Source organism: Streptomyces sp. NPDC046727, from assembly GCF_040645635.1.
Lineage (GTDB): Bacteria > Actinomycetota > Actinomycetes > Streptomycetales > Streptomycetaceae > Streptomyces.
Map to the genome: position 1 here is coordinate 155,730 of NZ_JBEYYR010000009.1, position 13,674 is coordinate 169,403.

12 protein-coding genes are annotated in these 13,674 nt (G+C 70.6%); 7 read left to right on the forward strand and 5 right to left on the reverse strand.

Features of this window, described 5'->3' with window-relative positions; translation table 11 throughout:
- Entirely contained in the window at positions 1–2,199 is a 2,199-nt protein-coding gene (locus tag ABZ937_RS13990; RefSeq protein WP_361690605.1) for an MMPL family transporter, read from the reverse strand.
- A gap of 164 nt (positions 2,200–2,363) precedes the next feature.
- Between ABZ937_RS13990 and ABZ937_RS13995 the strand changes: the two genes are divergently transcribed.
- Positions 2,364–3,821, forward strand: a complete 1,458-nt coding sequence (locus ABZ937_RS13995) for an FG-GAP-like repeat-containing protein (RefSeq protein WP_361690608.1) — start codon at positions 2,364–2,366, stop codon at positions 3,819–3,821.
- A gap of 99 nt (positions 3,822–3,920) precedes the next feature.
- Here ABZ937_RS13995 and ABZ937_RS14000 read toward each other — a convergent pair whose 3' ends face one another.
- The 4 genes from ABZ937_RS14000 to ABZ937_RS14015 form a co-directional block, all read right to left on the reverse strand.
- Entirely contained in the window at positions 3,921–4,208 is a 288-nt protein-coding gene (locus tag ABZ937_RS14000) for an SCO5918 family protein (protein WP_361690611.1), read from the reverse strand.
- Between the two features lie 101 nt (positions 4,209–4,309).
- The gene (locus tag ABZ937_RS14005) at positions 4,310–5,857 is read right to left on the reverse strand and encodes a DEAD/DEAH box helicase (protein WP_361690614.1); all 1,548 of its coding nucleotides are present in this window, start codon (positions 5,855–5,857) and stop codon (positions 4,310–4,312) included.
- A 248-nt stretch (positions 5,858–6,105) separates the two neighbouring features.
- Positions 6,106–6,312, reverse strand: a complete 207-nt coding sequence (locus ABZ937_RS14010) for a cold-shock protein (RefSeq protein WP_361690617.1) — start codon at positions 6,310–6,312, stop codon at positions 6,106–6,108.
- Positions 6,313–6,540: 228 nt separating this feature from the next.
- Positions 6,541–6,879: a helix-turn-helix domain-containing protein gene (locus tag ABZ937_RS14015; RefSeq protein WP_361690620.1), complete on the reverse strand. Its 339-nt coding sequence runs from the start codon at positions 6,877–6,879 to the stop codon at positions 6,541–6,543.
- Positions 6,880–7,226: 347 nt separating this feature from the next.
- Between ABZ937_RS14015 and ABZ937_RS14020 the strand changes: the two genes are divergently transcribed.
- From ABZ937_RS14020 to ABZ937_RS14045, 6 genes are all read left to right on the forward strand, one after another.
- On the forward strand, positions 7,227–8,519 hold the full coding sequence (locus ABZ937_RS14020; RefSeq protein ID WP_361690623.1) for a hypothetical protein: 1,293 nt from the start codon (positions 7,227–7,229) through the stop codon (positions 8,517–8,519).
- A gap of 66 nt (positions 8,520–8,585) precedes the next feature.
- The gene (locus tag ABZ937_RS14025) at positions 8,586–9,389 is read left to right on the forward strand and encodes a calcium-binding protein (protein ID WP_361690626.1); all 804 of its coding nucleotides are present in this window, start codon (positions 8,586–8,588) and stop codon (positions 9,387–9,389) included.
- 96 nt (positions 9,390–9,485) lie between these two features.
- Positions 9,486–9,620, forward strand: coding sequence for a hypothetical protein (locus ABZ937_RS14030; RefSeq protein ID WP_361690918.1), 135 nt, complete (start codon positions 9,486–9,488; stop codon positions 9,618–9,620).
- A gap of 146 nt (positions 9,621–9,766) precedes the next feature.
- On the forward strand, positions 9,767–10,297 hold the full coding sequence (locus ABZ937_RS14035) for a SigE family RNA polymerase sigma factor (protein WP_361690629.1): 531 nt from the start codon (positions 9,767–9,769) through the stop codon (positions 10,295–10,297).
- On the forward strand, positions 10,294–11,079 hold the full coding sequence (locus tag ABZ937_RS14040) for a hypothetical protein (protein WP_361690632.1): 786 nt from the start codon (positions 10,294–10,296) through the stop codon (positions 11,077–11,079). Before ABZ937_RS14035 ends, ABZ937_RS14040 begins: the two co-directional genes overlap by 4 nt.
- Before the next feature lie 146 nt (positions 11,080–11,225).
- Positions 11,226–13,670, forward strand: coding sequence for a non-reducing end alpha-L-arabinofuranosidase family hydrolase (locus tag ABZ937_RS14045; RefSeq protein ID WP_361690635.1), 2,445 nt, complete (start codon positions 11,226–11,228; stop codon positions 13,668–13,670).
- The last annotated feature ends 4 nt before the right edge of the window (positions 13,671–13,674 follow it).

Here is a 13,674-nt window from a genome sequence, read left to right on the forward strand (position 1 = left end):
TCAACGTACGTCGACCACCGGCCGCCCGTCGGCGGATTCGGCCGGGACCGCCGGCGCTCGCCGTGCCGCCCGCGAGGGCCACCAGCTCGCCTCGCCGAGCAGCAGCAGCGCCGACGGCAGGACCATGATCCGGACGACGAAGGCGTCGAGCAGCACGGCTGCCGCGAGGACGAACCCGATCTGCTTCATCTCGATGATGTGCAGGAAGACGAAACTCACGAAGACGGTCGTCATCACCACCGCCGCGCTGGTCACCACGCTCGCCGACCGGCGGATGCCGTCGAGTACGGCCTGCCGCGTCGGCACGCCCGCGAGCACGGCCTCCCGGATCCGGCTCACCACGAACACCTGGTAGTCCATCGAGAGCCCGAAGAGGATCACGAAGAGGAACAGCGGTACGCGCGATCCGATCGAACCCGTGGAGTGGAAGTCCAGCAGCCCCTCCGCCCAGGTTCCCTGGAAGACCAGGACGAGCAGTCCGAGCGCCGCCGCCGCGGACAGCACATTGAGGAAGACACCGATCAGGCCCAGCACCACCGAGCGGAACGCGTACACGGTCATCGCGAAGGTCACGAGCAACAAGGCCCCGAGAACCAGCGGGAGTTTGCCGTTCTGGTGGGCGGGATAGTCGGTGTACCGGGCGACGTCCCCGCTCACTCCGAACTCCGCGCCGGCGACCCGGCCGACGGTGGCGGGCAGGTACCGGTCCCGCAGGTGGTCGAGGGAGTCGTACGCCTGCTCGGAGTTGCCCAGGTACGGCACCTTCAGTTCCAGCGTGCTGATCCGGTGGTCGGCGGACGTCCGGACGCGCGAGGCACCGGCGAACAGCGGATCGGCGCCGGCCCGCCGGGCCAGCTCGCGCAGCGCGTCGGCCACCTCACCGGAGCGCGCGGCGCCGGCCCGTACGACGACCTGGTGGGTGACCCGCTGCTCCGGGAACTCCTCGTTGAGCCGGTCGTACACCCGCATGGCGGGGATCTCCCGGGAGTGCGTGTCCCGGCTCATCTCCGTGATCTTCAACCCGGCCAGCGGGGTGACGAGCGCGAGCAGGGCGAGAACGGAGACGCACAGGGTGACCAGGGGATGCCGGCCGGCCGGCCGCAGCAGTACGCCCCACACCCGGCCGCCACCGTCGCCGCGCACCCGGCGCGCCGGCTTCCCGCGCTCGGCACGGCGCCGCGCCCCGCGCTCCTGCCGCTGTCCGAGCTTGACCAGCAGCGCGGGCAGCGCCGTCAGGGAACTGGCCACCGCGACCAGGACGACCACGATCGTGCCGGTGGCCAGCGAGGAGAAGATGACGTCGGAGGCGAGATAGAGCGTCGCGGTGGAGGCCACGACCGCGAGTCCGGAGATCACGACCGCCCGGCCCGACGTCGCCGCGGCCAGCTCCACCAGCGCCTCGGAACTCAGCCGGCCGCCCGAGCGGGCGCGCTCCTCCCGTTCCCGCTTGAGGTAGAAGAGCGTGTAGTCGACGCCGACCGCGAGGCCGATCATCAGGATGACGTTCGTGCCGACCCCGGCGTCGGGGGAGAGATGCGAGGCCACCATCGACAGCCCGACGGCCGCCGCGATCGACGAGAGCGCGAGCAGCAACGGCACCCCCGCCATGGTCACCGACCCGAAGACCACCAACAGCGTGACCAGCGTGACGGGCAGCGTGATCTCCTCGGAGAGCGCCAGGTCGTCGCCGCGCTGCTGGTCGACACCCTTGCTGATGGAGGGAGACCCGGTCTCCTCCAACAGCAGCCGCGGATAAGCCTCCTGCACTGCCTCGGTCTGTGCGACCAGCGCGTCGACCTTGTCCTTCGCGTCCCGCTCCTCGCCCTTCAGGGCCACCTCGACCATGAGGACCCGCCGGTCCCGGGACACCACCGGCTCGGCCACCCCCGCCACCTCCGGCAGCCGCCGCATCCGGCCCGTCAGGTCCCTGGCGGCGGCTTCGGCCGCACTCCGGTCCGGCGCCCCCGCCCGGGAAGAGATCAGCACCTGCTCGGTGGACCTCCGCTCCAGGTGCCCCTCGGCGGCCATCTCCTCCGCCCGGCCGGCCTCACCGACCCGGTAGTCGGCCGTCTTCGCGCTGTGTGTGCCGACGGCACTGCCGATCCCCAGGCACAGCACCACGAACACGAGCCAGCCGACGACGGCCCGCCAGGGATGCCGAGCACTCCAGCGCGCCATGCGCACAGTGAATGAGTCCATGCCCAAAAGCCTCGTCGGCCAGGGCAGTTGGCGGACAGAGGTACCAGGTTGAACTTCGTGTCCACCGTCCGGTGGACACGAACCGGTCTCTCCCTTCCCGTACAACCCTTCGGCCTCGCCCAAGGTCATCTCTGAGCCCGCACACATGTCCTGGAGAGGAACCCATGCCCCGGCCCCACCACAAGCGCTCCCGACGTCCCGTCGTCCTGGGGGCCACCGCCCTCGTGGCCGCCCTGGCCGGCGGGCTGCTCATCACCCTGCCCGGCGGCGCGAGTGCCGCCGCGTCGGGCCTCGCCGACGACTTCAACGGTGACGGCTACCGCGATCTGGCGGTCGGCGCCCCGGGTGCCGTCGCGGGCGGGAAGGCGAAGGCGGGCGCCGTGGTCGTCACCTACGGCTCGTCGAGCGGTATCAGCGCCGCGCGCCACAAGACCACCTCGCAGAGTTCCTCCGGCGTCCCGGGCGACTCGGAGACCTCCGACCGCTTCGGCACCGAACTCGCGCACGGCGACCTGAACAGGGACGGCTACGGCGACCTCGTCGTGGGCACCCCGCTGGAGGACGTCGGCGGCGATGCCGACGGCGGTTCGGTCACGATCCTGTGGGGCGGCCCGTCCGGCCTGTCGGGCGGCACGACGATCAGCGACCCGAACCCGTCGGGCCACGACCGGTTCGGCCAGTCCCTCGTGGTCGGTGACTTCACCGGTGACGGGAAGGCCGATCTGGCGGTCGGTTCCACCGGCAAGGACGTGTGGATCTTCAAGGGCGGCTTCACCAAGTCCGGCGGCGCGGCCGGGAAGCTGCGCTTCGACGCGAAGATCGAGTCCGGCGCGTACCCGAAGGGCGCCGTCGAGCTGGCCGCCGGCGACTTCGACAACGACGGGGCGGACGACGTGGTGGTCGGTTCCTCCGCGGGCAACTTCGTCTACCGGGGCGGCTCGACCGGGCCCACGCTGCAGACCGAGGCGGGCGCGGGGTACGCGGGCGCGCTCACCGCGGCCGACTTCGACCGGGACGGGCACGACGACCTGGTCGTCGGCACCGACTTCCTCGACATCTTCGACCGGACGGCGAAGGGCGGCTACGTCACCGTGTTCTACGGCGGTGCCGCGGGCGTCGACACCTCGCGCAGCGCCGTCCTCAGCCAGGACACCGCGGGTGTGCCGGGAGCGGACGAGTCCGAGGACTCGTTCGGAGGCGCACTCGCCGCGGGCGACGTCAACGGCGACGGCTACCCGGACCTCGCCGTCGGCGCGGACTTCGAGAGCATCGGCTCGGCGTCCCACGCGGGCAGCGTCTGGGTGCTGCGCGGCGGCGCCTCCGGCCTGACGGGCGCCGGCGCCCAGTCCTTCGACCAGGGCACCTCGGGTGTCCCGGGCGCCAACGAGTCGTCGGACCTGTTCGGCGACGTCGTCCACCTCGCCGACCACAACAAGGACGGCCGCGCCGATCTGTCGGTGGGCGCGGCCGGCGAGAACAGCGACGACGGCGCCGTATGGGTCCTGCGCGGCTCCGCCAAGGGCGTCACGACCACCGGCGCGGTGAACTTCGGCGCGTCGTCCGTGGGCATCGGGAAATCGGGGGACGACCCCATGTTCGGTCGCGCCATGTCGGGTTCCTGAGCACGTTGTGCCGACTGCCCGGCCTGCGCCGGGCCGCCGGTTGGACGGGTGCCCTTCGGTGTTCCGACGGCACGTCGTCCGCTGCCGCCCTTGAGGGCGTCACCAGCCGAGCGCGTCGTCGTCGGCCGGTGCGTGCCGGGCGGGTGCCACGGGGGGCGTGTCGTGGCAGGTGAAGCCGAGCCGGGTCAGTGCTCGGCGCATCTCCGCCACCGTGAAGTCCCGGCGGTTCTGCCTGGTGATCACTTCCCCGACCTGCATCACGGGGTAGAGGCGACGGTCGATGGTCACGGACACGCCGGTGACGGGTTCGGGTGTGATGCCGCTCATGGACTGCTCGACCTCACCTTTGGTCAGGTCGAAGGGGAAACGGGCGATGACACAACGCATGGATGCCTCCACAGGGGTGGGGAAGAACGCCGGAGAGGTCGACCGGGCCACGGCGGTCCGGGTGTGAGAGCGAGCATGTCCAGGGCGCAGCCGTGTTCGGGCTACGGGTTGTTCCTCGGTGCGGGCCGACGGCTCCGGGCGACCCGGCCGGTGCCCTGACCGCTTCCTCCACGGCCGGCGGCCCGGCCCCTGCGACGCCGGCCGGCGGATCCCTCGCCCTCTCCTCGTCCGTCGGCCGGTGCGGTGAGGACGACGGGTACGCCGGAGGGCGTCCGGGCGCCGGTGATGCGCTGCAGCTCGGCCTCGCCCGGGCGGACCCGGGCGGCACGCGGGGTGATGCCGGCGTCGGCCATCAGCCGCTCCACGGCCCGGCGCTGGTGCGGAAGGACGAGGGTGACGACGGTGCCCGACTCGCCGGCGCGGGCGGTACGGCCGCCGCGGTGGAGGTAGTCCTTGTGATCGCCGGGAGGGTCGACGTTCACGACGAGGTCGAGGCCCGCGACGTGGATGCCGCGGGCGGCGACGTTGGTGGCCACCAGGACCGTGGCGTGGCCGTCCTTGAACTGGGCGAGTGTCCGGTTGCGCTGCTGCTGGGACTTGCCGCCGTGCAGGGCCGAGGCACGCACCCCGACGGACAGCAGGTGCTCGGCCAGCCGGTCGACCGCGTGCTTGGTGTCCAGGAACATGAGCACGCGTCCCTCGCGCGCGGCGATCTCGGTCGCGGCGGTGTCCTTGTCGGCGTCGCGCACATGCAGCAGATGGTGCTCCATCGTGGTGACCGCTCCCGCGGACGGGTCGACCGAGTGCACGACGGGGTCGTCGAGGTAGCGGCGCACCAGGAGGTCGATGTTGCGGTCCAGGGTGGCCGAGAAAAGCAACCGCTGGCCCCTGGCGGGAACTTGGTCGAGCAGTGCGGTCACCTGCGGCAGGAAACCCATGTCGGCCATCTGGTCGGCCTCGTCCAGGACGGTGACGGCGACCTGGTCCAGCCGGCAGGCTCCCCGTTCGATGAGGTCCTTGAGGCGGCCGGGCGTGGCGACGACGACCTCGGCGCCTTCGCGCAGCGCCTTCGCCTGCCGGCCGATCGACATGCCGCCCACCACGGTGGCGATCCGCAGCCGCAGGGCGCGGGCGTAGGGGGTGAGCGCGTCGGTGACCTGCTGGGCCAGTTCCCGGGTCGGGACGAGAACGAGGGCGAGCGGCTGCTTGGGCCGTGCCCGCTGCCCGTCCAGGCGCGCCAGCACCGGCAGACCGAAGGCGAGCGTCTTGCCCGAGCCCGTACGGCCGCGGCCCAGGACGTCCCGGCCGGCCAGCGCGTTCGGCAGCGTGGCGGCCTGGATCGGGAAGGGTACGGTCACGCCCTCGGTGCGGAGCGCGGCCAGCAGCCGTGCCGGCATGTCCAGTTCGGCGAACGTGTCGACCGCGGGCAGGGGCTCGGTGACGGTGACCGGCGGAGCGAACTCCCGTCGGCGCGGGGTGGAGCGTGCGCCTTGGTCGCTCTTTCGCCCGGCGCCCGGGCGGGGGCCCTTACGGCCCGTCTCCTGCGTACGGAAGCGGTTGCCGCCGGCGGACCCGGTCGAGCGCGCGGACCTTCTGTCCGTGCGGGAGCCGCCGGAGGTGCCGCTGGCGCGATGGGGGGTGCGGTTCATGGAGGAACCTTCCTCGATGCGGCGTATCGAGGAATTCCGTCCGGCGGTGATGACCACACGAGGATTCGCAAGAATGAGCCGGAGAAAAATGAAGATCCGGGAGTCGTGGGGCGGCCGGCCGGGGAATGTCGGTGGCCCGGTGAAATCCGGAAAATCGGAAAACCAATGAGCTGGGGCCCGCACCCCAAGAGCGCGGGCCCCAGCCACATGATGCGCGAACCACTGGCTCGCGGCGATTCACGTCAGTGTCAGGCGGGAACGATGTTCTCGGCCTGCGGGCCCTTCTGGCCCTGCGTGACGTCGAAGCTGACCTTCTGGCCTTCCTGAAGCTCGCGGAAACCACCGTTGCTGATGATGTTCGAGTAGTGGGCGAACACGTCAGCGCCGCCACCGTCCTGCTGGATGAAGCCGAAGCCCTTTTCCGCGTTGAACCACTTCACGGTGCCAGATGCCATGTTGAATCTCCCTTGAGAGGCAGTGCGGACTCCACACTTTATGGAGCCGAGTCGCCGCGATGATCACCTCTCCGGAAAGATCTGGAAAGCTCTGCAAAGAAAAAATCTCTGGCAATCAAAACTGCAACTGCCACCACGCTAACACAGGCTGGTGGTGGCGGCCATGCGTTTTGAGCAGCGCCAGATAATTCTCATCCGCCGCCGGCGTGTATTTCTGTGGTGGCGAGACTAGGTATCCGCGCCGTGCTCGCCCAGCTTCCGGCCCACTTCCCGGTTCAGACGGAGCGCGTGGTCGAGCTGGTCCTCGAGGGAGACGATGCGGCACGCGGCCTCGATGGGAGTGCCCTGGTCGACCAGCTCACGGGCGCGGGCGGCGACGCGCAACTGGCGGCGGGAGTACCGGCGGTGACCGCCTTCCGAACGCAGCGGGGTGATCAGCCCGGCTTCGCCGACGGCCCGCAGGAAGGCAGGGGTGGTGCCGAGAACGTCAGCGGCCCGTCCCATGGTGTAGGCGGGATAGTCGTCGTCGTCGAGGTTGCCGGCGACAGGGGCGTTCTCAGCGGGCATAGCACCTTGGTTTCGGGGACGCGGCGAGGGACCCGGGGGTGCCTGGCACCGGTCTCCGAAGGTTCCGGCACCGTCCGCGTCGTGCGACAACCCTAACTCCGGCAGGCATGGAGATGTGGGCTCGCCATGACAGATTTCCCCCTGCCCCGGGCTGTGATCAGCTCGCGGATCAGCCCGGTCCCAGTGTCGGACCGGCGTGAGGAGGGAGGCCCTTCCGTACGCATGTGACGTTTGAGCATGCAGGTGCGCTGGGTATTGCGGGCAGCCTGTGTGACGGCTGTGCCCACGTCACGGGAACGAAGTGGGGGATGAGGGTGGCTCAGGGTGCAGCACGCCATCGGCGTTCGGTGAAGCGTCGTGTTCTTGCCGGGGTTTCCGTCGCCGCGGCGGCCGGGATCGCGGTCACCGCGACGATGGCCATGAACGCCGAGGCGGCGTGGACGTCGACGTGGAACGTGTCGGCCTCCGGCTGGACCCCTGACGACTCCCCCACGGTGTCGGTCGACCGGCAGGGCGACGCCCTGCTGGTCTGGAACGCCTGCAACCTGTCGACGCCGGGCTGCTACTACCGGATCCAGACCAGGGTGAAGACCGCGAGCGGCACGGTGACGGCGATCCGCACCCTGTCGCCCGACGGTGCCGCACCGTCCTGGCCGGAGGCCGCCTCCGACGACACCGGCGACTCGGCGGTGGTCTGGCAGCAGGACAGCCAGGTCGTGGGCCGACGGGTCTCGGCCTCCGGCAGCCTCGTCGGACCGCTGCAGAAGCTGTCCACGTCGGCGCCCGCGACCACCCCGGTGGTCGCCGTGACCCCGGGCGGCACCGCGATGGCGACCTGGACGGAGATCCGCGACGGAAGCTGGTACGCGGTCGCCCGTCGCCTCAAGCTCGACGGCACGCTCGGCGCGCCCATCACCCTCGGCTCGGGCTCGGCGGAGAAGCCGGCCATCGGAGTGGACCGCAACGGCCAGTTCGTCGTCGCCTGGGCGCGCGCCTCGGACGTCGTGGCCAGGCGGATCACGTCGACGTCCGTCTCCTCGACGAAGGTGCTCACCTCGCCGATCGCGTCGTACGGCGGTTTCGGCATGGTGCGAGTCGGCGTGGACCGGGACGGCGACGCGGTCGTCACCTACCACTCCGGCGGCGGGGAGCGCTCGCAGGTCTGGGCCTCCCGCTGGAGCCGCACCGGCACCCTGGCGGCTCCCCTGCGCATCTCGGCCTCCACGGACAACGTGGGCTTCCACCACGCCCTCGCGACCGACCTCGACGGCGACTCGATGATCGTGTGGACCCGGTACACCAACGGCAAGCTGGAGCTGCTCGGCCGTCGGCTGTCCGCGGGCGGCACCCGCGGCACGGTCACCACCCTCGGCCTCGGCGACCGCCCCGACCTGGCCCTCGACGACGACGGCGACGGCATGCTGGTCTTCCACACGGTCGTCCCCAAGTCGACGCCCCCGTACAGCTACACCAGGACCAGCGCCCGCCTGATCAGCCGCTCCGGCGCCTTCGGCACGACGAAGACCCTCACGTCGGACGGCCGGGTACCCCAGGTCGACACCCGCCCGGCCTCCCGGTTCACGGTGATCTGGCAGCAGGAGAGCTTCCCGTACACGATCAAGTCGGTCACTGGTCCCTGACCGGCTTCGGCTGCCCCGCCGCTCCCGCTCGGCGGGTTCCCCCTCTTCCCTCTGTGAAGGAGATACATGCGCAAGCGCGCTGCCTTTGCTCTGTTCGGTGCCGTGGCCGCGCTGGCCGGCGTCGCCGCCCCCGGTGCCTACGGCGACGAGACCCAGACCGACGTCCAGATCAGCGACGTCACCTTCGACGGCGGCAAGAACGTCGTGGTCGATCTCTACGCCAAGACGGTCACCGTCTCCGGGACCTTCACCCACCCGTCCGGCATCCAGGACGCGGATTTCGTCCTGTGGCGCGGACCGGACGGCACGAACCCCTACGAGGCGTACGACGACCGCATCGTGTCGAACCAGTTCCACTACCACGCCGACTGCGTCGCCTCGAGTGCCACCACCTCCACCTGCTCGCAGACGTTCTCCCTCGAACCGGACTGGAGGTACAGCGGCACCGCGCTCACCAACGCGCACGCCGGCACCTGGAAGGTCAGCGTCCAGGGCGTGGCCAATGACGACACCTGGACGCACACGCCGGACTACACCACGACCCGTCTGCAGCGGCAGTCCAAGCTCACGGTGAACGCGGGCCCCGAGCCGGTGGCCAAGGGCGCGGCCCTCACCGTCACCGGCAAGCTCACCCGCGCCGACTGGGACAACCTCGACTACCGGGGTTACACCAACCAGCCGGTCAAGCTCCAGTTCCGCAAGGCGGGCACGACGGCGTACACCACCGTCAAGACCGTGACCACGTCCAGCACCGGCACCCTGACGACCACGGTCCCCGCCTCCGAAGACGGCTACTGGCGCTGGAACTTCGCAGGCACCTCCACCACCCCACCCGTCAAGGCGACCGGCGACTACGTGGACGTGCAGTAACCCGAACACCGCTCCCGCCACCTCACGCCCGCACACCGATCACACCCCCAGGTCTGTGACCTGGGGGTTTCCCATGGGTCGGTCGGCGTCGGCGTGGTGCGGAAGAAACCGGGAGCAGCGGCGCGTCACGGTGGGCCGAACGACATCTACGGGGAGCAGCTGACCGTCGACGGCATCGCCGTACGGCCGGACGTCGCGCAGCCGACCGGCGTCCGGTTCGCCCGGCATTGACCAGCCCGCCGGTCAGCCTTCACCGGTCCGCAACCGAGCACGACCGCCGTTCGAATCCCGGGCCGGGCACTGTTAGGCTGCGCCCCCCGTTGTTGTTAAACGCGCAACCAACGCGCACATCATGGCAAGGAGAGGGCGACCGGGGGATGGTCCTCGACGACGCGTCCGCGGAGTTCCACGAATTCTTCGAACGCCACTATGCCGAACTCGCCCGTCTGGCACACCTCCTGACCGGCGAGACCGACGCGGCGGACGACCTCGCGGCGGATGCCCTGGTCGCCCTGTCGCAGCGTTGGGACCGGTTGCGGCAGGCCGACCACCCGGTCGCCTACGCCCGCGGTGTGGTGGCCAACCTGGCGCGCGGACGGATCCGCAGCGCGGTGCGCGAGCGACTCCGGGTCACGCTGTTCTGGTCCCGCAGCCCAGAGAAGGCGGAGGGGCCGGACGTGGCGGCCGTGCTGGACGTCCGCGCGGCGCTCGCCCGGCTGCCGTTCCGCAAGCGCGCCTGCGTGGTGCTGCGGCACGCCTTCGACCTGTCGGAGAAGGACACGGCGGCAGCGCTGGGCATATCGGTGGGAACGGTGAAGAGCCAGACCTCGAAGGGAATGGCCGAGCTGGAAAGGATACTGGGCGCGCGAGCGGTCGGGGACCTGGTGGCAGGGAGGAGGAACCGGTGAACGAGGAGATCGCCCGTCGGCTGCGCGAGGCCGCCGAGGCCCACCGGCCCGACCGCGCGCGGATGCTGGCCCGAGTGGAACGCGGCATGGCCGGCCCCGCCGTCCGTCACCGCGCGCGGCCGTTCGCGAGGTCCGGGACCAGGGTCGTGCTCGCCGGGCTCGCCGCCACCGGCATCCTGGCGACCGGCGGCCTCGCCGTCGCCGCCATCGTCGCGCACTCGTCGCCGTCGGCCACCGTGACCACGCCTGCCACCCCGTCCCCGACCGTCAGCTCCCCGCACCCGACATCGGGCCGCCCCACCCCTGTCGCGCCGGCCCCGGCCACCACCCCGGGCAGCTCGCGCCCGACTCCGTCGGCCGCCAGTCCCTCGCCGGCCGCCGGCGAGAGCCAGAACGGGCCGCTGTGGTCGGCCGGCTCGGTGGACCCGCACAGCACCGTCTACTGGACGCAGAGCAACCTCGTCCTCAAGACGGCCCAGCCGCTCACCTCGCTCACGGTCGAGATGCGGATCGTGCAGACCGGCGGGGTGAAGAACACAGGCACCTGGCAGACCCTGCCGAGCGGTGACTTCACCGTCACCGTCCAGGAGGCCGACGGCACGCTGATCTACCGCTGGGTCCTCAAGCCGGGCCTGACCGTGCCGGCCGGGAGCCATGAGTTCGCCGCGCAGTTCAACAACGGCGCCGACGCGCGCAGTGCGGCGGGCGACGGCTACCGCGTCGACGCACAGGGTACGGGCGGCTCCGCGTCGGTCCGGGGAGCGTTCGTCCCGTCGGCGTAGGCGGCCGGCAGGTCGCCGTGGAGCTGGGTCGGGGAGGGTGACGGCGGCCGTGAAAATTCCTCCCTCGATCGCGGCAACCTTTGTGTGCGTGGCGACAACTGGCGGGGTGACCAGGGCCGGATCAGGGCCCGCTGTGCCAGAAGGACATGCCGTTGTCAGATCAGAACCGCTCTCATCGTCGCCGTCCGGCCACCCGCCGCGTGCTCGCCGCCGCCGTGGTCCTCGCCGCCGCGGGCGCCGCCGTACCACTGGTCGCCCTGGCCGCACGCACGCCGGAGGCCCCCACACCGACCACGGCCGCCGACGCGGCGGCCGGCAGCGGCCGTTACTTCGGCACGGCAGTGGCCGCGGGCAAGCTCGGCGACTCCACGTACTCCGCCATTCTCGACCGGGAATTCAAGATGATCACCCCGGAGAACGAGATGAAGTGGGACGCCATCGAGCCCTCCCGCGGGTCGTTCACCTTCGCCGCCGCCGACTCGATCGTCAGCCACGCCTCCGCGCACGGCCAGCGCCTGCGCGGCCACACCCTGGTCTGGCACTCCCAACTGCCCGGCTGGGTCAAGTCCATCACCGACGCCGGCACCCTGCGCACGGTGATGAAGAACCACATCACCCAGGAGATGACCCACTACAAGGGCAAGATCTACGCCTGGGACGTGGTCAACGAGGCCTTCGCCGACGGCGGCAGCGGCCGGCACCGCAGCTCCGTGTTCCAGGACGTGCTGGGCGACGGCTTCATCGAGGAGGCCTTCCGCACCGCCCGGAACGCCGACCCCTCCACCAAGCTCTGCTACAACGACTACAACATCGAGAACTGGTCCGACGCCAAGACCCAGGGCGTCTACAAGATGGTCAAGGACTTCAAGGCGCGCGGTGTGCCCATCGACTGCGTCGGCTTCCAGAGCCACTTCGGCGCAGGCGGCCCGCCGGCCGGCTTCCAGACCACCCTGTCCAACTTCGCCGCGCTCGGCGTGGACGTGCAGATCACCGAGCTCGACATCGCCCAGGCGTCCGCCACCGCGTACACCAACGCCGTCCAGGCGTGCATGAACGTCGCTCGCTGCACGGGCATCACGGTGTGGGGCATCCGCGACAGCGACTCCTGGCGCACCGGTGAGAACGCCCTGCTGTTCGACGCGGGAGGCAACAAGAAGCCCGCCTACAACGCCGTGCTCACCGCCCTGGCCAGCACCGGCGGCGGCACACAGGCCGGGGGCATCACCTCCGGCACCGTCTACACGCTCTCCAACGCAGCCGCCGGACGCGTTCTCGACGAGCCCGCGGGACAGAACGACAACGGCACCCCGCTCCAGGTGTGGGACGCCGGCGGCGCCTCCAACCAGCAGTGGAAGGCCACCCGGAACAGCGACGGCTCCTACACCCTGACCAACGTCGCCAGCGGCCGGGTACTGGACGAGCCGGCCGGCCGGACGGCCAACGGGACGAGGCCGACGGTCTGGGACGCCAACGGCGGCGCCCACCAGCACTGGAAGGCCAACCGGAACAGCGACGGCTCCTACACGCTGACCAACGTCGCCAGCGGCCGGGCGCTGGAGATCCCCGGCGGCCGGACCGCCAACGGCACCCCCGTCCAGATCTGGGACACCAACGGCGGCGGCGCCAACCAACGCTGGAACTTCCAGCCGACCGCGGCGCCGAAGAGCGACACGTGTGCTCTTCCGTCGACATACCGGTGGACCTCGACGGACGCGCTGGCCCAGCCGGCGAACGGGTGGGCCTCGCTGAAGGACTTCACCACCGCGACCTACAACGGCAAGCACCTGGTCTACGGGTCGAACTACTCGGGATCGGCCTACGGCTCGATGGCGTTCAGCCCCTTCACGAACTGGTCGGACATGGCGTCGGCCCGCCAGACCGGCATGAGCGAGAAGGCGGTGGCGCCCACGCTGTTCTACTTCGCGCCCAAGAAGATCTGGGTACTGGCGTACCAGTGGGGTCCGTGGCCCTTCAGCTACCGCACCTCCAGCGACCCCACCAATCCCAACGGCTGGTCCGCGCCGCAGCCGCTGTTCACCGGCAGCATCCCCCGCACCGACTCCGCCACCGGCCCGATCGACCAGACCCTGATCGCCGACGACAAGAACATGTACCTGTTCTTCGCCGGCGACAACGGCAAGATCTACAAGTCGAGCATGCCGATCGGCAACTTCCCCGGCAGCTTCGGCTCGTCGTACACGACCGTCATGAGCGACTCGGTGAAGAACCTGTTCGAGGCGCCGCAGGTCTACAAGGTCCAGGGCCAGAACCAGTACCTCATGATCGTCGAGGCTCGCGGTGCGAGCGAGCAGCGCTACTTCCGCTCCTTCACCGCCACCAGCCTGAACGGTCCGTGGACCCCGCAGGCCGCCACCGAGTCCAACCCCTTCGCGGGCAAGGCCAACAGCGGCGCCACCTGGACCAACGACATCAGCCACGGCGACCTGGTCCGCAACAACCCCGACCAGACCATGACCATCGACCCCTGCAACCTGCAGTTCCTCTACCAGGGCAAGTCCCCCGACACACCGCCGAACACCTCCTACGACAACCTGCCGTACCGGCCCGGCATCCTCACCCTGAAGCGCTGACCCG

Bases quoted from the DNA above. Each gene is read 5' to 3' on its own strand.
- ABZ937_RS13990 (WP_361690605.1), bottom strand. From the start codon at position 2,199: ATGGACTCATTCACTGTGCGCATGGCGCGCTGGAGTGCTCGGCATCCC.
- ABZ937_RS13995 (WP_361690608.1), top strand. From the start codon at position 2,364: ATGCCCCGGCCCCACCACAAGCGCTCCCGACGTCCCGTCGTCCTGGGG.
- ABZ937_RS14000 (WP_361690611.1), bottom strand. From the start codon at position 4,208: ATGCGTTGTGTCATCGCCCGTTTCCCCTTCGACCTGACCAAAGGTGAG.
- ABZ937_RS14005 (WP_361690614.1), bottom strand. From the start codon at position 5,857: ATGAACCGCACCCCCCATCGCGCCAGCGGCACCTCCGGCGGCTCCCGC.
- ABZ937_RS14010 (WP_361690617.1), bottom strand. From the start codon at position 6,312: ATGGCATCTGGCACCGTGAAGTGGTTCAACGCGGAAAAGGGCTTCGGC.
- ABZ937_RS14015 (WP_361690620.1), bottom strand. From the start codon at position 6,879: ATGCCCGCTGAGAACGCCCCTGTCGCCGGCAACCTCGACGACGACGAC.
- ABZ937_RS14025 (WP_361690626.1), top strand. From the start codon at position 8,586: ATGCGCAAGCGCGCTGCCTTTGCTCTGTTCGGTGCCGTGGCCGCGCTG.
- ABZ937_RS14035 (WP_361690629.1), top strand. From the start codon at position 9,767: ATGGTCCTCGACGACGCGTCCGCGGAGTTCCACGAATTCTTCGAACGC.
- ABZ937_RS14045 (WP_361690635.1), top strand. From the start codon at position 11,226: ATGCCGTTGTCAGATCAGAACCGCTCTCATCGTCGCCGTCCGGCCACC.